The following is a 22,508-nucleotide window of genomic DNA, read 5'->3' on the forward strand; positions in this document are numbered from 1 at the left end:
ATAAATTCCAACACTAAAATATCGGTCGTTCCTACGGAACTATTCTTTGTAGCCACAGTCGCAGAGCGACGACCTATTTCCCAACCTAAGATTTTAATCTTAGGGAATTCTACAAAAACCGATTTTCCACCAAAGTCCACAATCTCTGCGCATAACTATCCACTTTTTTCCAATCTCTTTCATAATAGATATCACTCAAAAACTCTTGAGCCTTATCCAACGAAGTGAAAGAATTAAGAACCGTAACCACCTGATTCAGTTCACTTTGACTGCCATCAAAAAGATGTTGGGAAAAAGCAATTCTGTCATTAAGGTCGAGCTTGAATTCTGGTTTTGGTTTTGGAGCTTCCATATAATCTGTCGGCACATTGTTTTTCAAAAGACTTCCAGATTCTTGTTTTGGCTGATGTTGCTCCATATCTTCCAAATGGTCATCATCGAAAAGCGATTTGGCCACTTTCAAACCTTTGATATTTGCAAGTTTGAATTTTTTATCTGGATGTTCGTCCTGCGTTTCGTAATCTTGCCTTGGCTTTTCCTGTGGAACTGTATTTTTGGAAAGCTCCACAATTTTTCTGCGGTTCTCTTCCAATTCTTTCAGTTTGGCTTCTTTCTCAGCAAGCCGTTCTTCATAATTCTCTTCTTTCGGCGCTTGAATTTCTTCTCTATTCATCGCAAAAGAGAACTGGCTATCTTGCATTGGTTCTAATTTCTGAGAACTATCTTGCAACAGGTTTTCCTCGATTTCAGAAACAAATTCGTTTTCTTCAATTTGTTCCACAACCTTATTTTCTTCAGAATTGATTTCGTTAAAATTCGAAACAGATTCAACAGATTCATTTTCTACAATTTGCGAATCTTCTGCGTGAATTTCTTCATCAATTTGATTTTCCTCAGAATCAATTTCAGCGAAGTTAGACACTTCTTCCACCGATTCATTTTCCTCAGAATCAATTTCTGAAAAACTGGAAACTTCCTCTACAGATTCATCTTCTAAAACTGAAATTTCTCCAGATTGAAATTCCTCTTCAACTTCATTTTCTTGAGATTCGATTTCAGCAAAATTCGAAACTTCATCAATCACATCTTCCTGAGAATGCTCTTGCTCATCAATTTCTTTAAATGAATGAACTTCTTCCACTTCCGGAACATCATCAAAAATATCGTGAACCTCAGTTTCTGCCACAATGATTTCCGCCACTTTATTTTCATCCTCAAATTCCTCAACTGAAATCAAATTAGAATCAAGATTTGTTTCTTGATTGTCAATAACTTCTAAAGGTTCATTTGCGATTGACAAGAAACCAAATTCATTCGAAATTTTCAGAAAAGAGAATTTTTGATATAGATGATTCAGCTGATTTTCTTTGGTCAAAAGATTTTCATAAGAATCGGAATTCGACAATTCTGTCAGTAGAATCTTGATTTCACCGAAAATTTCTTCGTATGGATGTTGCAAGTTTTGCATAATAAATCTTATTAATTTTTACTTAAATTTGATGTTTATAAATTTAAGAACAATTTTGTTCTGTAAAAGGATTTCGTTAAGTTTTTCTTAATTGAATTTTAAAACAATTTTTTGCTAAATTAATAATGTTTTTAGAAAATACAATCAATCATTCCAAACAAAGTGGTTGGATGGAGGTTATTTGTGGCTCGATGTTTTCCGGCAAAACGGAGGAATTGATTCGAAGGCTTCGCCGTGCAGAAATGGCGGGTCAAAATGTGGAAATTTTCAAACCGAAAATCGATACGAGATATTCCGACGAAGATGTGGTTTCCCACAACCAAAATAAAATCAGAAGTACAGCTGTGGAAAATCCTTCCGAAATACTTTTGCTGGGTTCAAATTGTCACGTGGTTGCGATTGACGAAGCCCAGTTTTTTGACGAAAGCATTGTTGATGTTGCTAATCAATTGGCAAACAACGGAATAAGAGTCGTGATTGCAGGTCTGGATATGGATTTTCTTGGACGACCGTTCGGCCCAATGCCAAATCTGATGGCGACTGCAGAATATGTGACGAAAGTTCACGCAATTTGCCGACGAACAGGGAATTTAGCCAATTATTCTATGAGAACTTCCGCTGGACAAGACCTTGTGGAATTGGGCGAAACGGAAGCGTATGATGCAGTCAGCAGACGTGTTTTTGTAGAAGAAGTTATCGAAAAAAATAAATAGTTTATTCTTTCTAAATCAATGAATTACACCATCAAAGAAATTGCAGACATTACCAATTCCGAAATCATCGGAAATGGCGAAATCAAAATCAAAAATATTGCTTTTGACAGTAGGACGATTTATTCTACGAAGCACACTGCATTTCTTGCCATCAATACCAAAAAAAATTCTGGTCAAAAATATATTGATTCTGTCATCGAGAAAGGGATTGAGACGATTATCACTGAAAATCAAATTGATAATTCTTCTATCAATCAAATCATTACAAAAAATTCGGTTGAGTTTTTACAGACTTTGGCAAAATATCATTTTGAAAATTCTAATATCAATTCAATTGGAATTACCGGAAGTAATGGAAAAACTATTTTGAAAGAATGGCTTTATCAATGTCTGGCAAATGAATTCGTGACTGTGAAAAGTCCGAAGAGTTTTAATTCTCAAATTGGATTGCCTTTATCCTTACTTCAAATCGAGAAAAAACACGAGTTGGGAATCTTCGAAGTTGGAATTTCCAAGCCAGAGGAGATGAAAAATCAGGAAAATATTTTCCATCCCAACATTGGTTTGTTGACGCATATTGGTACTGCTCACTCGGCGAATTTCAGTTCTGAGGAAGAATTGATTTATGAAAAATTAAAGCTATTCAAAAACTCAGAAATTATATTTTATAATGCTGATAATTTATTGACAGTCAAAATTATAAATCAATTATATTCAAGTAAAAAATTAATATCATACGGATTAGAAATTAGCAATGACATTCATATTATTTCTGATGTGAATGATAGAACTCAGGATATTCAAATCAAATATTTTGATGAAATTATCACGCTTCCGATTTTCCAAAGAGACGAAGCAACTTTGACAAATGTCCTTGCTTTGCTTGGGATTTTGAAAGAACTAAAAATTTCAAATTCTGACATCAAAGAAAAAATTGATGCTCTGAAAGCGATTGAGATGCGTCTGGAAAGTATTGAAGGCATTAGAAATAATTTGATAATCAATGATTCTTATAATCTGGATTTGGATTCTTTGAAGATTGCCTTTCAGTTTATCGGTGAATATAACAAGCCAAAAAAATCGCTTATTCTTACTGATATTTTAGATTCCAGCGAGAATTCACAAGAACTTTATGCTGAAGTTTCGGAGCTCGTGAATGAGCAAAAATTTGATAAAGTCTTTCTAATTGGAGAAGAAATTAGCGCATTTTACGAATTTTTTAAATCGGAAACTTTTACTTTTAATAATACCAATCAATTCATTGATAGCAAAATCATTAATGAAATTGAAAACCAGGTTATTCTTCTGAAAGGTGCAAGGAAATTCGAGATTGAAAAAATCAAAGAAATTCTTGAATTAAGGAAGCACGATACAGTTTTGGAAATTAATTTGAATGCGATTCTTCATAATATTAATTTCCATAAATCATTATTAAAACCAGAAACCAAAATGATGGCAATGGTGAAAGCAAATGCCTATGGATTGGGAAGTTATGAGATTTCAGAATTCTTACAGTTGCATCACATTGATTATCTTGGTGTTGCTTTTGCAGACGAGGGTGTTGAACTTAGAAAAAAAGGAATCACAACGCCAATCATTGTAATGAATCCTGAGCAACACAGTTATGATGCGGTGATTGAATACAATTTGGAACCAGAAATTTATAGTCTCAGAGTTTTAGAATTATTCAATGAACAATTAATCAAATCTGGAAATCAGCAGAAATATCCGATTCACATTAAGCTCGAAACAGGAATGCATCGGCTTGGTTTTAAGGATTTTGAATTGGATGAATTAAATGAAAAATTAAATACAATGAATGTCAAAGTTCAAAGTATTTTCAGTCATTTGTCTTCGTCCGATGTTCCGGAAGAGAAAGAATTTACATTAAGCCAGATTAAAACTTTTGAGAAAAATTCAAATTATCTCATCAATCAACTTGGTTACAAACCTTTAAGACATATTCTCAACTCAGCGGGAATCTCAAATTATTCTGATTATCAATACGATATGGTGAGAATAGGAATCGGAATGATTGGTGAATCTTCTAACAAAAAGATTAAAAAACAACTTCAGGATTCTGTTAGTTTTAAAACTGTTGTGTCTCAAATTTCTGAGGTAAAATATGGTGAATCAGTTGGTTACAGCAGAAAATTCAAAGCTGAACACGATATAAAAATCGCAACGATTCCCGTTGGTTATGCAGACGGAATCCCGAGAATGGTCGGAAATAATGTCGGAAATGTCGGCATTAATAAAAAACTTTGCCCAATTGTCGGTAACGTTTGTATGGATATGATGATGATAAATGTGGATAATGCGAATGTGAAAGAAGGTGATTCTGTGGTGATTTTCAATTCGCATCCAACCTTGGAAGAATTTTCAAAATATTGTAATACAATTACTTACGAAGTTTTAACTTCTATTTCTCCGCGAGTAAAAAGAATTTATATAAAAAATTAAAATGATTAAGAAACTCTTTTATCTGGTAATTTTCTTGACTTATCTGATGATAAATTCTCAGGTAAAGGAAAATCTTGTCATCCCAAAAAATCCAAGAATTGGACTTTCGCTGTCCGGCGGTGGAGCCAAAGGTTTTACACACGTTGGTGTTTTGAAGGTTTTAGATTCTCTTGGTGTTAAAATAGACTACATCTCCGGAACAAGTATGGGCGCGATTGTGGGTGGTTTGTACGCTTCCGGATACACGGGAAAAGACATTGAGAAAATCGTGATGGATACGGATTTCTATTCATTGATTACCGACCCAAAAACGCGTCAGGAAACGTCATTTTTCAATAAAAGTGTGGACAAATATCTGTTGACAATTCCGCTAAGAAATGGTAAAGTTTCCTTTCCATCATCCATCAGTACTGGTCAAAGAAACATTTATCTCCTCAAAGAATTAATGAAAAACGTCTCGAACATCGATGATTTTTCCAAATTGCCAATTCCATTTATGTGCGTTGCTACGAACATAGAAAGTGGCGAAATGAAGGTTTTTGAAAAAGGAGATTTGGTGTCTTCCATATTGGCAAGTTCAGCTTTTCCTTCACTTTTGGAGCCTGTGAAAATTGGTGACAGTATTTATGTTGATGGTGCGATGAGCGTTAATTATCCTTCGAAACCTTTGAAAGACAAGGGCATTGACATTGTGATTGGCGTGGATTTAAATCAACCTTTAACGAAGCGAGACAATCTAAATAGTGTAATTTCAATTCTGAATCAGGTCATTGATTTTGGTATTCAAAAAGAAACCAAAAACCAATATAAATATACAGATATCAACATCAAACCAAATCTTACTGGCATCACGGCGACCAGCTACGACAGCAAACGTCAAATCCTTGACAGTGGTTACGTGGAAGCCTTGAAATACACGGATATACTGAAAGAATTACCAAAACGAAATTTCGAAAGGGTCAGGTCTTCCATCAACCCCATCTTCTCAAACGTTTACAAAATTGACAGCCTCGTGGTCGATAACGCCAAAATCTACAGGTCGAACTACATTCGTGGAAAAATGGGGCTTAAAATCCCTTCTATGCAGACTTACGGAAGCATCAACAAAATGCTGGATAAGCTCTACGCGACCAACAATTACAAGTTCATCAACTACGATATCGTGCAGGAGAACAACAGCAATTACCTCAAGCTAAATGTAACCGAAGACGAAACCCGACATTTCCTGAAAATCGGTCTGCATTACGATGAGATTTTCAAAACCGGATTGCTTTTAAATTACTCAGCAAAACGACTGCTATTTAGAAATTCGAATCTTTCTTTGGATATTGTCGTGGGAGATAAACCTCGGTATTATTTCAATTATTTTATCGATAATGGCTACATTCCAGGATTTGGGATTTACTCCTCAGCAATGAGTTTTGATTTGAAAAATTCTGATAACAACACGATAGAAAGTTGGGACTGGTTCAGAAACGAAGTTTTTATCCAATCCGTTTGGAAAGATAAATTTGCAATGGGAGGCGGACTCAGCTACGATTATTTCGAAAGCGATAAAAATGGCGCAGATAAGAAAGATGCCAAATTTATGAATCCGTATGTCTTCCTGAAAAGTGATACGCAGAATGACAAAGATTTTCCTACGAAAGGATTTTATTTCAATGCTGAAGGGAAAATCATTGACTTGTTTAGCGACGAAATAGATAAGAAACCATTGCTAGTGAAAGCAGACATCAAGATGAATTTCTACATCTCTAAGCTTTTCACGTATCGCCTGAATTTATACGGTGGAATTACGATTGGGGAAAATCTCCCATCATTTTACCAATACAGAATTGGTGGAATCTTTGAACAGAACATCGTTAACTTTAAAAGATTTGCAGGCTTTCAATTTGGATTACTCAATGACAACAATATTTTCCTTGCATCCAATGATTTTCAATTGCGATTCGGCAAGAATTATTTTCTGGTCGGTAATTTCAGTTTTGCAAACCTTTTCGACTCCATCAAATTCGAAGATGCAGTCAAACTTAATTACAGTTCCATCGGTTTGACGGCGGGCTACAAATCGCCCTTCGGGCAAGTAAAATTGAATCTGAGCAAATCACTCAACAACCACAAAGCTATTTTCAGTGTTATTTTAGGACACTGGTTTTAACATTATGATAAACTATTTTTTCGAAAACATCGACCCAAAAAAGATAGATTCCAACATTTCAATTTGGTTGGAGGATTTGATTCTTTCCGAGAACAAAAAGCTTGGTGACATCAATTACATCTTTTGCGACGATGACTATTTGCTGAAGGTCAATCAAGATTATCTCGACCACGATTATTACACAGACATCATCACGTTTGATTATGTGAAGGGGACAACCATCTCAGGAGATATTTTCGTATCTTTGCCCCGCATTTTGGACAACGCTTCTACCCTATCGCAGGATTCAGAAAAGGAGTTCCGCAGAGTTTTGGCTCACGGCATTCTTCATCTCTGCGGTTACAAGGACAAAACAGAGGAAGAAGAATCCACAATGCGCCAAAAAGAAGATTTTTATATCAACCGATATTCAAATTTTTAGGAGCTAATCCTGCTTTCCGCTATATCTTTTTTGTTTTTTTCAGAACATTTGTCAATCCAATAGAAGTGATTGCGCAAAAAAACAAAAAAGGATGCCGCTGCAATCAGGGCTAGTTACGATTAGTATTTAAAAGAAATTTTCGATAATGTTTCACGTGGAACATATCGATTTAAATTATCAAATTTTATTGCTATTAGCGATTTGCTACTAGCCAAAAGCAAATAAAATGATTACAGAAATATACGACGTTATCGTCGTTGGTGCAGGCCACGCAGGTTGTGAAGCCGCAGCTGCAGCAGCCAATTTAGGCTCCAAAACACTTTTGGTCACAATGAATATGCAGACCATTGGACAAATGAGTTGCAACCCGGCAATGGGAGGTATTGCGAAAGGACAAATCGTTCGTGAGATTGATGCAATGGGCGGATATTCCGGAATCATCGCAGACAAATCAGCCATCCAATTCAAGATGTTGAACCTTTCCAAAGGTCCGGCAATGTGGTCACCAAGAACTCAAAACGACAGAATGCTTTTCGCCGAAGAATGGCGTTTAGCATTGGAAAATACACCAAACCTTGACTTCTTTCAGGATATGGTAAAAAGCTTAATTATCGAAAATGGTAAGGCAGTTGGCGTTGTCACAGGCTTGGGAATTGAAATCAAATCAAAGTCTGTAGTTCTCACAAACGGAACGTTCCTTAATGGTTTGATTCACGTTGGGGACAAACAATTAGGTGGTGGAAGAATGGGCGAACCAAGAGCTTTCGGAATCACAGAGCAATTGGTTTCATTAGGTTTCGAATCTGGAAGAATGAAAACAGGAACGCCTCCAAGAGTTGACGGAAGAAGCCTCGATTATTCCAAAATGGAAGAACAAAAAGGCGATGAAAATCCTCAGAAATTCAGTTATTTAGATACACCAAAGTTAACCAAACAATTAAGCTGTCACATTGTCTATACCAACGAAACAGTTCACGATATTTTACGTGAAGGTTTTGACAGAAGCCCAATGTTCAACGGAACGATTCAAAGTACTGGACCAAGATATTGCCCGAGTATTGAAGATAAAATCAACCGTTTTGCAGAAAGAAACAGACACCAACTTTTCGTAGAACCAGAAGGTTGGAAAACAGTTGAAATCTATGTGAATGGTTTCAGTTCATCACTTCCGGAAGATGTTCAAATCAAAGCAATGAGACATATTCCAGGCTTCGAAAACGTCAAAGTTTTCCGTCCGGGATACGCGATAGAATATGATTACTTCCCTCCTACCCAACTCTATCATACGCTTGAAACTAAACTGATTCAAAACCTATATTTCGCTGGGCAAATCAATGGAACGACTGGTTATGAAGAAGCAGCCGGACAAGGCTTGATGGCGGGTATTAATGCGCACAACAAAGTCCACGACAAGGGTGAATTCATTCTCAACAGAGATGAGGCTTATATCGGCGTTCTTATCGATGATTTGATTACAAAAGGAACCGAGGAGCCTTACAGAATGTTCACTTCCCGTGCAGAATATAGATTGCTTCTAAGACAAGATAATGCAGACATCAGATTAACAGAAAAAGCTTACAATCTAGGTTTAGCAAAAGAAGAAAGATTAAGAAATGTCCAAGAAAAAATCACAAAAAGTGATGAATTGGAAGCTTACTTAAGAGAAACTTCTATAAAACCAAACACTATCAATCCAATTCTTGAAAGCATTGAATCTTCTATTGTAGACCAAGCTTACAGAGCTTCTCATTACTTGACTCGTCCAAATATGACGTTGGAAAAGCTAGAAGAAATTCAAACTATAAAAGATATTACTTCAGCCTATAAGGAAGAAGTCCGAGAACAAGCTGAAATCAACATAAAGTACAAAGGTTACATCGAGAAAGAAAAGGAAAATGTGGCCAAACTAAACCGTTTGGAAACCATCAAAATCCCTGAAGATTTCGATTATTCTAAACTATCATCTCTATCTACAGAAGCCAAGCAAAAGATGACGAAAGTAAGACCAGTAACTATCGCTCAAGCTGGAAGAATCAGCGGTGTTTCTCCTTCTGATATCAATGTTTTATTGATTTATTTAGGAAGATAATTTATAATGTTCCACGTGAAACATTATTATTCAAAGTTCAATATTCCGAGTTTATCACTTTGATTATTGAACTTTAAACTTTGAATTAATATATGAAAATTAAAGACCATTTTCTTTCTCAGGAAGAATTCGAAATTATAGAATCTGAAACAAAAGGTGTTTTCAAAACAGCTCCTATCCCATCGAATATTTCCAAATATTATGAGAGTGAAGATTATATTTCGCATCATCAGGACACAGGAAGTTTGAAGGAGAAAGTTTACAAGTTTTTACAATCTTTCAATCTTCAATACAAGAAAACGATTCTTCTGGACAGAATAAAAAAGGATTCTAAAGTTTTAGATTACGGTTGCGGTGCGGGAGAATTTGTAAAATATATTGAAAATGATTTTGAAACTTTCGGGTTTGAACCAAATTCGGATGCAAGAAATGCAGCCAAAAATAAGACTTCAAAGGCAAAAATTATTGATGATTTAAGTTCAATAGAAAATCAAAGTCTGGACGCCATTACGCTTTGGCACGTTTTCGAACACATCGAAAATCAAAAAGAAATGCTGGATGCTTTTCATTCAAAATTAAAGGAAAAAGGTTTATTAATTATCGCAGTTCCTAACCCTACTTCTTACGATGCGAAACATTACAAAGAATTTTGGGCGGCTTATGATGTACCAAGACACATCTATCATTTTTCAAAAAACGGAATGGAAAATTTGATTTCTAAAAATCCAGATTGGAAATTAAGAAAAATCAAACCGCTCCTACTCGATTCATTTTATATCTCAATGTTGAGTGAAAAATATAAGAAATCACCTCTTTTTTGGCTAAAAGCTGTCATCCACGGAACTATTTCTAACGTAAAAGCACTTTTTAACACCGAATTTTCGAGTTTGATATATATTATTGAAAAAAGATAGAAAATCGATTTTTGAGTACTTTCTGAAGGTCAATTTTCAGACATTTTGTTCAAAATTTGTTAATAATTACAAAAATCTAGGAATTTGGCCGAATTTCTAAATTTTACAAAAGTCCTTGAGAATCGCTTAAAATATTTTTCTTGAAGATAATTCAAGTACAGACAAAAATAAAACCGACAAATTACTTTGTCGGTTTTTTTATATTTTAGAAAATAAATTATTCCTATTTGTTGATTGCAGCAACACCTGGAAGTTCTAACCCTTCCAAACTTTCCAACATTGCTCCTCCACCAGTCGAAACATAACTTACTTTGTCAGAATATCCGAATTGTTTCACAAACGCAACACTGTCTCCTCCTCCAACTAATGAGAACGCGCCAAGTTTAGTTGCTTCAGCAATACTTTCACCTAAAGCTTTAGTTCCATCAGCAAAATTTGACATTTCGAAAACACCTATTGGACCATTCCAGAGAATCGTTCTGGAGTTTAACAAGACATCATTGAAGATTTCTCTTGATTTTGGGCCTGCATCCAAACCTTGCCAATCTTCAGGGATTTCTCTGATGTCAGCTACTTTCTTCTCAGCTTCGTTATTGAAATCATCAGCAATAATAACATCTGTCGGAAGATAAACTTCTACATTGTGTTCTTTTGCTTTCTCAAGAATTTCAAGCGCTAAACTTAATTTATCATCTTCAACAATTGATTGTCCGATTTTTCCGCCCAATGCTTTGATGAATGTGAAAGACATTCCACCACCGATGATTAAGTTATCAATTGCTGGAAGAATATTTTCTATAATTGTAATCTTTGTAGAAACTTTAGAACCACCAAGTATCGCAGTTACAGGCTTTTCACCAGATTTTAAAACTTTATCGATGGCAATTAATTCATTTTCCATCAGTAAACCGAAAAATTTAGTAGAAGGGAAAAACTCAGCGATTACAGCAGTAGAAGCGTGCGCTCTGTGAGCAGTTCCAAAGGCATCATTCACATAAGCATCACCTAATTTTGATAACTTCTCAGCAAAAGCTTCGTCACCTTTCTCTTCCTCACTATGAAAACGTAGATTCTCCAACAAAAGAATTTCGCCAGGTTGAAGTTCAGCAGAAGCTTGCTCAGCCTTCTCTCCTATTGATTCGTCCACAAATTTCACTTCTTTACCAAGAACAGAAGAAACTTCATCCAGAATATTTTTAAGAGAATATTTGTCGTTTACTTCGCCTTTTGGTCTTCCAAGGTGCGTCATTAGGATTACAGAACCGCCATCAGCAAGGATTTTATCTACAGTTGGTTTCACAGAAACAATTCTGGTATTGTCCGTCACTTTCAGATTTTCGTCCTGAGGAACATTGAAGTCAACGCGTACTAAGGCTTTTTTGTTTTTAAAATCGAAATCTTTTATCGTTTTCATTAAATAATATTTTTAAAGTTTTTATTAAAAAGAACAGAATAAATCCTGCCCTCTTTGTTTCACAAATTTAAAACTTATTCTTCCCTTTCAAAAATTTAATTTGCAAAAAGAATCCACAAACCTTCATTACATTATTATACATCTCTTTTTCTTTTTATAAAAAAATAATATTGTAGTCTATTGTTGTAGTGCGGTAGTATGCGGAGAAATAAAACTTGATTATTTCATCACACGAAATGTGGATTAATGAGTAGGTTTTCAACATTAATTTAATATTGATAATCAAATCTTTATGATTGTTATCAACAAATGTTTGTAATTAATTTCCGTTATCAATATTAGAAACCATTCTGGGGATAAACTTCCTTGAAGTGAACCAAAACTAATTTGAAATAAAGAATTGAAGTTGTCAGAAAATAGTCCATTACTAAAAATTATTAGTTATAAAAAGAAATACTTGGCAGAAGTTATCCACAGGTTTTCTAACAATTTCTAACATTCTATTATCTTTTTATTAATGATTGTAAAATTTGATTATTTAATTGTCATCATTAATTTTATATTGTTGATATTTAAATAATTAATCCGATGTATTCTTGATAATTGTATTAAAATAGTATGCCAACATTAATAAAATATGTATTAATTTTATCCTTGAAATAAATCTATTAAATCAAACGAAATGAAAAAGATTGCAATAGCCTGTGACCACGCGGGTTTTGAGTATAAAGAACTAATCAAAAAATACCTCGACGGCAAGTATGAAGTCCAAGATTTTGGCACCTACTCTGCTGATTCTGTTGATTATCCCGACTTTGTGCATCCATCTGCAACCTCTGTAGAAAATGGAGAAAATGAACTGGGAATTTTGATTTGTGGAAGCGGAAACGGCGTACAAATCACCGCTAACAAACATCAAAAAATCAGATGTGCGCTTTGCTGGATGCCAGAAATTGCATCTTTGGCAAGACAACACAACGATGCAAATATGATTTCGATTCCTGCAAGATTCATTTCAAAAGAATTGGCATTCGAGATTGTAGATAAGTTTCTGACCACGGATTTTGAAGGTGGCAGACACCAAAACAGAGTTGATAAAATCGCAATTTGCTAAACATAAAAAGCCTGTAATTTCTAAGATTACAGGCTTTATTTTTAAAGTTATATCTTTGCAACGCATTTCACAGAGAAAGTTCTTTCTCACGAAACCATAAATTAATACAAAGGTTTCCCAAACTCCCCTATTTTATTTTATCTTTATTAACTAATTTACAAAACTAATTTTTTTTCTATGACTGAAAATGAATTACATCTTTTCCTGAAGAAAAATTTTCCTAAAGAGGATGAGAAATGTGAGTGGAAAGAGTTTAAAAACTTAAAGCATTCTGTTTCTGGTCATTTAGGCGAAGATATTATTTCTTATATCTCAGGAATTTCTAATTCAGGTGGTGGAAATCTTATTATTGGAATTGAAGATGGTACTTTAAAGATAGTTGGAATTCAAAACTTTCACGACTATAGTATTGATAATATTAAATTCAGAATATTAGGTAATTTAACGCATTTTGATTCGGATAATTTTGAAATTGAAGAAATAACGACGTCAGATACAAACAAGACTATATGGATTTTTAAAATCCCAAAACATCCTTTTAGACAATGTGTTTTTGCTCATAAAAAAGCTTGGCAAAGAATTGGTGAACATCTTATTGAGATTAGAGATGAACGAAAAGAAGCCATTATCTATGAAAATGTATTGATTGAAGATTGGTCAAAAGAAATAATTGAGGAAGCTACAATTGATGACTTGGACGAAAATGCCATTATAAAAGCAAGACAAGAGTTTATAAAGAGGAATCCAAAATATAACGATGATATTGATTCTTGGGATAATGCTAAGTTTCTGAACAAAGCTAAGCTAACAATCAAAGGAAAAATTACCAGAACTTGCTTTATTCTTCTGGGGAAAGAAGAAGAGGAGCACTTTTTGGATTCTGCAGTTAAAATACGATGGAATCTAAAAACTGTTGATAATCAGGACAAAGATTTTGAAATTTTCTCTATTCCATTAATTCTTTCGGTTGATGAAATTTTTTTAAAAATCAGAAATCTTAAATACAGATATCTGAGAGAAGGAACCTTATTTCCGGATGAAGTCTTGAGATATGACCCGTTTGTAATACGAGAGCCTTTGAACAATGCTATTGCGCATCAGGATTATAGCAAAAAATCCCGCATCAATGTTGTGGAGTTTGAAGATGACCATTTGGTTTTTTCTAACTATGGAACTTTTCTCCCAAATTCTGTAGAAGACGTTGTTTTAAAAGCTACGCCAGAAGAATCCTATAGAAATCCTTTTTTGGTCGAAGCGATGAGGAATCTCGGAATGATTGAAACGCAAGGTGGTGGAATTAGAAAAATTTTTAATTTCCAGAAACAAAGATTTTTTCCGTTGCCAGAATATGATTTTGCTGACGGAAAAGTAAAAGTTACAATTACTGGTAAGGTAATCAACGAAGATTTTGCTAAAATTCTCATTAAAAATCCTGAGATTACATTAGAAGATACATTAGTTCTAGATAAGGTCCAAAAGAAAAAAAGTCTTGATGATGTTGAATTTAATTATCTTAAAAAGAAGAGATTCATAGAGGGAAGAAAAGGAAGTAATTATTTATCTTATAATGTAATAGAACCAACAAAAGACAAAGACCTTTTAGCAGAATATATTAGTAATAGAGGCTTAGACGATAAGTATTTTAAAGAGTTAATATTAGAATTTTTAGCTAAGTCAGGCAAAGCAAAAAGAAAAGATATAGATAATCTTATTATACCTAAATTATCTCCTGTTCTTAATGATTCAAAGAAAAAAAATAAGGTAACAAATCTTCTTACTTACTTACGAGTGGAGGGTAAAATTAAAAGTTTACCAGGATATCTTTGGGAGAAAATTTAAAAGCTTTTAAACACTTTTTAAATACTTTTAAAAGCTTTTTTAAACACTTTTTAAATAAATTAAATGAAAAACAAAAAAAATACATCTCATAAAAACGAACAGAAACTTCTGGATTTAGGAAGAACAATTCTTCGTTTTATGAATCAGAAAACATCCAAAATCTACAATTACAAACAGATTGCGGATGGGATAGATTACAAGAATCCAAGACAAAGAGAACTTGTAATCCAGGCGCTTCACAGATTGCAGGCGCTACAGAAAATCAAAGAAACCGAGAAAGGAAAGTACATCGTTAATCTCAATATTGAAGGGACTTTGACAGGCGTCATAGATTTCAATCAGTCTGGAAATGCCTACGTAAAAGTAGAAGGAATGCCGGATGATATCTTCGTACATCAGAAAAATGTGAAAGATGCTTTGCAAGGCGACAAAGTCCTTTTGGTAACCTACAACTTCAAAGGTAAAAAAGTAGAAGGTTCCGTTGCAGAAGTTCTGGAACGTGCAAAAGATACTTTTGTTGGGATTTTCCAGCAGATTGCAGAGAAGGATTTCGGATTTGTAGTTTTCGAAAAGAGAACGATGAATACAGATATGTTCATCTCAAAAAATCATTTCAATGGCGCACAAGACGGCGACAAGGTCATCGTCAAAATGCGCGAATGGCGACCAGGAAGTAAAAATCCGGAAGGCGAAATTGTAACCGTTCTTGGAACGCCTGGCGACCACGAAACAGAAATCCACGCGATTCTTGCCGAATATGGTTTGCCTTACAATTTCGAACCAGAAGTGGAGCACGACGCAGACCAAATAGATAGAAGCATCAACGATGAAGAAGTAGCAAAACGTTGGGATATGCGTGACATTTGCACCTTCACGATTGACCCGAAAGATGCGAAGGATTTCGATGATGCGTTATCAATCCAAAAATTAGAAAACGGATTGTGGCAAATCGGTGTTCACATTGCAGACGTTTCGCATTACGTGAAACCGGGAACTATTTTGGACGATGAAGCTTACAAAAGAGCAACGTCGGTTTATCTCGTCGATAGAGTAGTGCCGATGCTTCCGGAGGTTTTGAGTAATGATGTTTGTTCACTGCGACCAAATGAAGATAAATTCACGTTCTCAGCAGTATTCGAATTGGATGAAGATGCGAAAATCCATAAACAATGGTTTGGCAGAACGGTAATTCACTCAGACAGAAGATTTTCTTACGAGGAAGCTCAGGAAAGAATCGAAACTCAGGAAGGGGATTTGACAGCGGAAATTCTTCAACTTGATAAATTAGCCAAAATCCTAAGAGCCGAAAGAATCAGAAATGGTGCGATTACGTTTGACAGAAGCGAAGTAAGATTTAACCTTGATGAGAACAGCAAACCAATTGGCGTTTACTTCAAAGTCAGCAAAGATTCCAACCATTTGATTGAGGAATTTATGCTTTTGGCCAACAAAAAAGTATCCGAATTTATTTCATTAAATAAAAGAAACGAACCAACCGGAAATACTTTTATCTACAGAATCCACGATGACCCAGACCCAGCAAAATTGACCGCTTTAAGAGATTTCGTAGGAACTTTCGGTTACAAAATGGACCTGGCAAATACCCAAACCGTTGCGCAATCATTAAACAGATTATTGAGCGACGTCAAAGGAAAAGGGGAAGAAAATATGATTGAAACCCTGGCAATGAGAAGTATGAGCAAAGCCGTTTATTCCACCGACCCGATTGGACATTACGGACTTGGCTTCGAATATTATTCGCATTTTACATCGCCAATCCGCCGTTATCCCGATTTGATTGCGCACAGATTGCTTCAGCATTATTTAGACGGCGGAAAATCGCCTAATAGGGAAGAAGTGGAAACGCAGTCCAAACATTGTTCAGCAATGGAAAGATTGGCTTCTGAAGCAGAAAGAGAAAGCATCAAATTTATGCAGGTCAAATTTATGGAAGACCACGTGGGAGAAGTTTTCACGGGCGTTATATCCGGCGTTGCAGAATATGGTTTCTGGGTAGAAATCCCTGAAAACGGCGCAGAAGGAATGATAAAGCTCCGTGATTTGGTGGACGATTCCTACTCGTTGGATGCAAAGAATTACGCAATTATCGGTTCCAGAACCGGCAACACTTTCCGACTTGGAGACGAAGTGAAAATCAAAGTGGTGAAAGCCAATCTGATTGCAAAACAACTCGATTTCAAGATTGTGGAGTAAAAAAGATTAACCACATAGACACATAGAAAAAGCTAAAGTAGAAAAATTTCTATTTTAGCTTTTTGTTTTTATATCCGATAAAACTATGTGACTATGTGGTTGAATTTTTCAAGTTTAAATTCTCTGATGACATTATTTAAAAAGTAAAATGTATTTTTGTCTTCGTCTTTCACAAGATACATTTTGCTTTTCACAAAAAACTAAGAATGTTAGAACTCATTTTATACGCAGTCGGCCTGGGAATTATGCTGAGTTTGGTGTTCATCGGACCCATCTTTTTCCTGCTCATAGAAACCAGTTTTTCCAGAGGTCCCAGACACGCGATTGCCTTGGATATTGGCGTGGTTACTGCGGATTTACTTTGCATAGTTGTCAGTTATTATGCCAGCGCGGACTTAGTGAGTCTCATCGACAAACATCCAGGATTCTACCGGATTTCCGCCTTTCTGATTCTCATTTATGCCATTTATATGCTCCTTTCGAGGACCAAAATGCATATAGAAGGCGAAGAAAAACTCATCGACCAAAACTACATCAAAACCTTCCTCAACGGATTTTTACTCAATTTGCTGAATATTGGCGTCGTCCTTTTCTGGCTTGTAACGGTCGTTTCCGTCCGAAATGCCTATCCAAAAGTCGAGGATTTCGTCCTGTACATTGGAATCGTAATCGGAACTTATTTGTTGATAGATTTGTCCAAAATCATCTTAGCCAAACAATTCCACGACAGACTCAACCAGCGTGTGGCTAACAAAATTCGAAAAGCTGTTGGATGTATCTTAATGATTTTCAGTGTGTTTATCTTTATGCAAAGCTTTAAGAAATTCAACAAGTTCGAAGAGAAATTAGAAAAAGCAGAGAAGCAACAGCCGAAAATTAAATAAGAATTATTTGGGCAACTTATCCGCCTTCCGCTCCCAATCTTTTTTGCAGACGATTTGTTTTCAAAAGAAAACGTAGAAAAAGCAAAAAAGGATTTCCGCTCAAGTCGGGTTGCAGATTCTGAATAGAACAACAGTCAATTTAAAACAGCATTTTGTCATTCCGTAGGAATCTCAATAGTCTAGATTCCTGCGGAATGACAAAATTACTTTTTAATTACGCCTTTGATGAGCGAAGCGTCCTTGCGAATCTTAAAAAATTTTCAATAAAATAAAAAAAATCTTTGCGACCTTTGCGTTAAAATCAACACATCAAACCAACACAAATGCAAAACCAAAACACCATTTTCCCAAAATCCCTAAAAAAAGGAGACAAAATCGCCATCATTTCCCCAGCTGGTTCTGTTGAAGAAAATCAATTAGAAAAAACTTTAGCCTTAATCAAAAGCAAAGGTTACGAACCCGTTTTAGGCGAAAATCTCTACACAAAATTCCAAAACGGCTATTCATACGCCGGAACAGAAGAACAGCGGATTAAAGACATCAATTGGGCTTTGAACGACCCAGATATTTCTGCAATATGGGCTTCACGAGGTGGTTATGGTTGTCAGCATTTGGTTCAGCATTTGGATTTGAAAGAATTCAAGAAGAATCCAAAATGGTTTATCGGATATTCTGATAATACAGTAATTCAAAGTTATCTGTTGAAAAAAGGATTTGCATCCATCCACGGACAAACCATCAAAACGTCAAGCTTTGGCGTGATCGACGAAAGTTATGACTTAACCTTCGACATTCTGAAAGGAAAATTCCCAACCTACAAAATCGAATCCACAGAATACAATAGAGTAGGAGAGACTTCCGGAACTTTGGTTGGCGGAAATCTCGCGTTGATTTATGCACTTTTGGGAACCAAATATTCTTTCGATTTTCAGGATAAGATTTTATTCATAGAAGACATTGGTGAGAATTTCTATGCGATGGACCGAATGATTATGAGCTTGGAATTGGCTGGCGTTTTCAAAAAAATCAAAGGACTCATCGTCGGCGGAATGATCAATATGGGAAAAGAAAACGAGAACAAAAGCTACGAAGAATCTTTCGACCCATTCGTCAACCAACAGATTGCAAACCGAGTTTCCCAGTACGATTTCCCAACAGTTTTCAACTTTCCCAACGGACACATTTATGACAACAGACCCTTGATTATCGGTTCAGAAATCACAATGAAAGTAGGGAAGGATGTGAAGATTAAGTTTTAATTATTTATCGACTATCATTCATCATTCATAGATTATGGCAGACCACAACGAATTTGGAAAAATAGCAGAAGACCTGGCTGTAGATTTTTTGGTTAAAGCAAAATATAAAATCCTTGCGCGCAATTTTCGTTACCTAAAAGCAGAAGTGGACATCATCGCAGAATTTGAAAATCAAATCATAGTTGTTGAAGTCAAAGCAAGACATACCGATACATTTTTGGAACCTCAAGAAGCGGTTAACAAAAAGAAAATCAAGCTGTTAATATCAGCCACCAATTACTATATCGAAGAAAATAATATTGATAAAGAAGTCAGATTTGATATTATTTCTGTACTTCCCAACAAACAAAAAACTTTGGAAATCCACCATATTATTGATGCTTTCCAAAGTTTTGAAATCTGATTTTTTAGAATAAAAGATAATAGAAGGGATAGATAATAGACGTTGTTTTAAGAGTCTATATTCTATCCGTTTATTCTCTCAAAAGTCTTACTTATTTGATTTCCACACATCCTACACGTCCACCCGCATTTCCAGTCGGTTGCGTATGAAAATCATCAACACCAGCGTGGATGACGATTGATTTTCCAATGATGTTTTTCATCGGGTCATCGCAGCCCAAGCACCATTTATCTGTGTTGAAAACCAGCCTTGCAGTTCCGTCTTTATCAGCTTCAAGGTTTCCGATATCTCCCATATGGAAGTGTTGTCCTTCCCATTTTCCGTGGTCGTCTTTGGAAGGATTCCAATGTCCACCAGCAGATGAAGCATCTGTCGCCCCGCAGTTCCCAAATTCATGGATATGAACGGCGTGCAGACCAGGTGCCAGTTTGAAAACACTAAGGTCCATTTCAACATTTCCCTTTTTCTGAATGAAGTTAGCGGTACCTTGGGTTAAGGTTTTTGATTTTGGACGAACCGTATATTGTTTCGAAACAGTTTTACAGGATGCCAGCGTCAATCCAGCAATCCCAATGAGTAATAGATTTTTCATACGTAGTTTATTTATTGTTTTTAAAGGTCTAACGAAATCGCATTTTGATTTGATGAAATTTTGCCTTGCGATTTCACAGTTTTAAATTAAATTATTGCAAATCATCTATAACAATTTTAAAGCCAAGGTGATAAAAAAATGTTTTACGTGAAACATCTAACGATTCGGTCATCAAAATTGACAAGTCAGTGAGAATAAATTTATTTTTGAAAGGTGTTGAAATATCTTTGGCTCATAATTAAACTATATGAAAACGCAGCGTAAGAACTTAATTCTATTGTCATTTTTAATGAGCATCTGTATCTGGTCTCAAACAACTGTTTCCGGAAAGGTCACGTTCAAAAATAAACCTTTGAAAGACATCAATGTCACTTTGAAAGATACTTATGATGGAGCCACTTCTGATGAGAGCGGAAATTATTCTTTTATCACTTCAGAATCAGGCGATAAGGTTTTGGTTTTCTCTGGATTGAATTATGATGAAATCGAAATTCCAGTCAAATTGGAAGGGAAAAATATTACAGTTCCTGCCAATCTGAAAGCTCAAATCAATGAAATCAATGCAGTCGTGATCACTGCTGGAAGTATTGAGGCGAGTGACAAGAAGCGTGCTGCGGCCTTGCTCACACCCTTGGATATCTATACAACGGCTGGTGCGAATGGCCAGATCACTTCAGCTTTAGGATATTTGCCGGGTGTTCAGAAAGTAGGAGAGAGCGAAGGCCTATTTGTACGAGGCGGAACTGGTGCTGAAACCAAAATCTTTATGGATGGCAATCTCATTAATAATTATTTCACAAATTCGGTTCCAGGAATTGCTGGAAGAGATAGATTCAATACTTCATTGTTTAAAGGTAATATCTTTTCAAGTGGTGGTTATTCAGCGGTTTATGGTCAGGCTTTGTCGTCGGTTTTGATTTTGGAAAGTGTGGATTTGCCAGAAACGACGTCATTCGACTTTGGTGCTTCTCCGATTTTTCTCAGTGCCAATTATCAAAAATTAAATCAAAATAAAACCGCCTCTTGGGGAATTGCCGGTAGTTATTCCAATCTTGGGTTGATGGGAAAACTGTTCAATTTCAATACAGATTTTGACAAATATCCACAAGGTTATGGTTTCGATGGAAACTTCAGAATCAAAACCAAAAAAGGTGGCTTCATCAAATATTACGGAAGTGTAGATGCTAATCAAATGTCAGTGGAATCTGAAAGTTTTGAAGAAAATTACGATAAGAATAAGGTAAGCCTAAAAGGAAATAACACCTATCACAATCTATCGTACAAAGAAAAGTTTGGAAAATATCTGGTAAATGTTGGAACGTCTTATTCTTTTAATTCAAGCGATCTGGATTTTGCAAATATTCAGAATAATGTTGAAATGAATAACGTCAAAATCAATAATAGATCCAATTACATCAATGGAAAATTGGTCGTAGAAAGGAAAGTTGGGAGAAATACTGTACGAGCAGGATTTGAACTAAACAATGCCGATGAGAATATGAATTATGGCTCTTTCGAAAAGAATTATAAAGATATGATCTCATCTGCTTTTGCCGAAACGGATTTGATCTTCACCAATGATCTATCTGCAAAAATCGGTGCGCGAACAGAACATTCTTCCTATCTCGACAAATGGAATTTCTCGCCAAGAGCGGCTTTGGCCTACAGGATTTCACAGGAATGGACAACATCTTTAGCCTACGGCATGTTCTACCAAAATCCGGAAAGCAAATATATCATCTCAAACAATTTCGATTTTCAAAGAGCGGATCATTATATATTTCAGGTTCAGAAAAACGCTGAGGGAAGGAATTTGAGGTTCGAGGCTTTTTATAAAAATTATGATCAACTCATTAAAACCTCTTCGATTGCCAATGAAAGTTCTACTTCGCCAAGCAATCAGTATACACAGTTTGCAGACAACAATTCCGGCGGTGGTTTTGCGAAAGGAATCGAGTTATTTTGGAGAGATAAGAAGACCTTCAAAAACATCGATTATTGGCTTACCTATTCGTATTTGGATTCCAAAAGAGACTTCTTAAACTATCCTTTTAGTTTAGCGCCCAATTTCGCTTCAAAACACACTTTGAACGCAGTGGCAAAGAAGTTCGTGATGGATTGGAAAACAGGCTTCAATTTGTCTTACACTTATGCGAAAGGCCGTCCTTACTACGATATCATTTCTGATGATGGCAAAAACATTCTCCGTAATCAAGGGAAATTGAAAGACTTCAGCGGACTCAACTTTAGCGTGAATTATGTACCTAGCGTTGGTAAAAAAGATTCCAAATCATTTACTGTTTTTGTTTTGAGCATCAATAATATTTTGGGGAATAAAAATGTCTATGGTTTCAATTATTCAGCGAATGGAAATAGCAGAACAGCCGTGAGACCGCCAGTCAATACCTTTGTCTTCGTTGGTGTCTTCGTAAGTTTTGGTGTTGATAAAACGGATGATGCGATCAATAATAATTTATAACCTTTCGGATACCAAAAATTACGGTTCGGTAGAATAAAATTTAATTCAGCAAAAACTCACTCTATCTTTGAATCAGAAATTAAA

Annotated in this window: 16 protein-coding genes; 13 read left to right on the forward strand and 3 right to left on the reverse strand. The window is 35.5% G+C overall.

Annotated features, from left to right (window positions below):
- Window positions 1–109 precede the first annotated feature (109 nt).
- Entirely contained in the window at window positions 110–1,468 is a 1,359-nt protein-coding gene (locus BMW39_RS07920) for a hypothetical protein (RefSeq protein ID WP_034973624.1), read from the reverse strand.
- A 125-nt stretch (window positions 1,469–1,593) separates the two neighbouring features.
- Between BMW39_RS07920 and BMW39_RS07925 the strand changes: the two genes are divergently transcribed.
- The 6 genes from BMW39_RS07925 to BMW39_RS07950 all read left to right on the forward strand — a co-directional run bounded on the left by BMW39_RS07925 (window position 1,594) and on the right by BMW39_RS07950 (window position 10,226).
- On the forward strand, window positions 1,594–2,181 hold the full coding sequence (locus BMW39_RS07925) for a thymidine kinase (protein WP_034973626.1): 588 nt from the start codon (window positions 1,594–1,596) through the stop codon (window positions 2,179–2,181).
- Between the two features lie 18 nt (window positions 2,182–2,199).
- Entirely contained in the window at window positions 2,200–4,644 is a 2,445-nt protein-coding gene (locus BMW39_RS07930; RefSeq protein WP_034973628.1) for a bifunctional UDP-N-acetylmuramoyl-tripeptide:D-alanyl-D-alanine ligase/alanine racemase, read from the forward strand.
- A gap of 1 nt (window position 4,645) precedes the next feature.
- Window positions 4,646–6,802, forward strand: coding sequence for a patatin-like phospholipase family protein (locus BMW39_RS07935; protein ID WP_034973629.1), 2,157 nt, complete (start codon window positions 4,646–4,648; stop codon window positions 6,800–6,802).
- 4 nt (window positions 6,803–6,806) lie between these two features.
- Window positions 6,807–7,223: an rRNA maturation RNase YbeY gene (gene ybeY / locus BMW39_RS07940; protein ID WP_034973630.1), complete on the forward strand. Its 417-nt coding sequence runs from the start codon at window positions 6,807–6,809 to the stop codon at window positions 7,221–7,223.
- Window positions 7,224–7,449: 226 nt separating this feature from the next.
- Entirely contained in the window at window positions 7,450–9,312 is a 1,863-nt protein-coding gene (gene mnmG / locus BMW39_RS07945; protein ID WP_034973631.1) for a tRNA uridine-5-carboxymethylaminomethyl(34) synthesis enzyme MnmG, read from the forward strand.
- Window positions 9,313–9,404: 92 nt separating this feature from the next.
- Complete coding sequence (locus tag BMW39_RS07950; protein ID WP_034973633.1) at window positions 9,405–10,226, forward strand: class I SAM-dependent methyltransferase; 822 nt, start codon at window positions 9,405–9,407, stop codon at window positions 10,224–10,226.
- A 223-nt stretch (window positions 10,227–10,449) separates the two neighbouring features.
- Here BMW39_RS07950 and BMW39_RS07955 read toward each other — a convergent pair whose 3' ends face one another.
- Window positions 10,450–11,640 carry a phosphoglycerate kinase gene (locus tag BMW39_RS07955; RefSeq protein WP_034973635.1) on the reverse strand — a complete coding sequence of 397 codons (1,191 nt, stop codon included), beginning with the start codon at window positions 11,638–11,640 and terminating at the stop codon, window positions 10,450–10,452.
- A 682-nt stretch (window positions 11,641–12,322) separates the two neighbouring features.
- Here BMW39_RS07955 and rpiB point away from each other — a divergent pair.
- The 6 genes from rpiB (at window position 12,323) to BMW39_RS07985 (ending at window position 19,353) form a co-directional block, all read left to right on the forward strand.
- Window positions 12,323–12,754 carry a ribose 5-phosphate isomerase B gene (gene rpiB / locus BMW39_RS07960; protein ID WP_034973637.1) on the forward strand — a complete coding sequence of 144 codons (432 nt, stop codon included), beginning with the start codon at window positions 12,323–12,325 and terminating at the stop codon, window positions 12,752–12,754.
- Window positions 12,755–12,931: 177 nt separating this feature from the next.
- Window positions 12,932–14,593, forward strand: a complete 1,662-nt coding sequence (locus BMW39_RS07965) for an ATP-binding protein (protein ID WP_034973639.1) — start codon at window positions 12,932–12,934, stop codon at window positions 14,591–14,593.
- 63 nt (window positions 14,594–14,656) lie between these two features.
- Window positions 14,657–16,807, forward strand: a complete 2,151-nt coding sequence (rnr, locus tag BMW39_RS07970; RefSeq protein ID WP_034973641.1) for a ribonuclease R — start codon at window positions 14,657–14,659, stop codon at window positions 16,805–16,807.
- Between the two features lie 206 nt (window positions 16,808–17,013).
- The gene (locus BMW39_RS07975; protein ID WP_034963621.1) at window positions 17,014–17,691 is read left to right on the forward strand and encodes a LysE family translocator; all 678 of its coding nucleotides are present in this window, start codon (window positions 17,014–17,016) and stop codon (window positions 17,689–17,691) included.
- A 323-nt stretch (window positions 17,692–18,014) separates the two neighbouring features.
- Window positions 18,015–18,950 carry a S66 peptidase family protein gene (locus tag BMW39_RS07980; protein WP_034973643.1) on the forward strand — a complete coding sequence of 312 codons (936 nt, stop codon included), beginning with the start codon at window positions 18,015–18,017 and terminating at the stop codon, window positions 18,948–18,950.
- 34 nt (window positions 18,951–18,984) lie between these two features.
- Window positions 18,985–19,353, forward strand: a complete 369-nt coding sequence (locus tag BMW39_RS07985; RefSeq protein ID WP_034973644.1) for a YraN family protein — start codon at window positions 18,985–18,987, stop codon at window positions 19,351–19,353.
- A gap of 91 nt (window positions 19,354–19,444) precedes the next feature.
- On the opposite strand, the gene BMW39_RS07990 is transcribed toward BMW39_RS07985, so the two are convergent.
- Entirely contained in the window at window positions 19,445–19,945 is a 501-nt protein-coding gene (locus BMW39_RS07990; protein ID WP_034973646.1) for a superoxide dismutase family protein, read from the reverse strand.
- A 289-nt stretch (window positions 19,946–20,234) separates the two neighbouring features.
- On the opposite strand from BMW39_RS07990, the gene BMW39_RS07995 reads away from it, so the two are divergent.
- Window positions 20,235–22,424: a TonB-dependent receptor gene (locus BMW39_RS07995; RefSeq protein WP_245750464.1), complete on the forward strand. Its 2,190-nt coding sequence runs from the start codon at window positions 20,235–20,237 to the stop codon at window positions 22,422–22,424.
- The last annotated feature ends 84 nt before the right edge of the window (window positions 22,425–22,508 follow it).

This window comes from Epilithonimonas lactis, assembly GCF_900110605.1.
GTDB lineage: Bacteria > Bacteroidota > Bacteroidia > Flavobacteriales > Weeksellaceae > Epilithonimonas > Epilithonimonas lactis.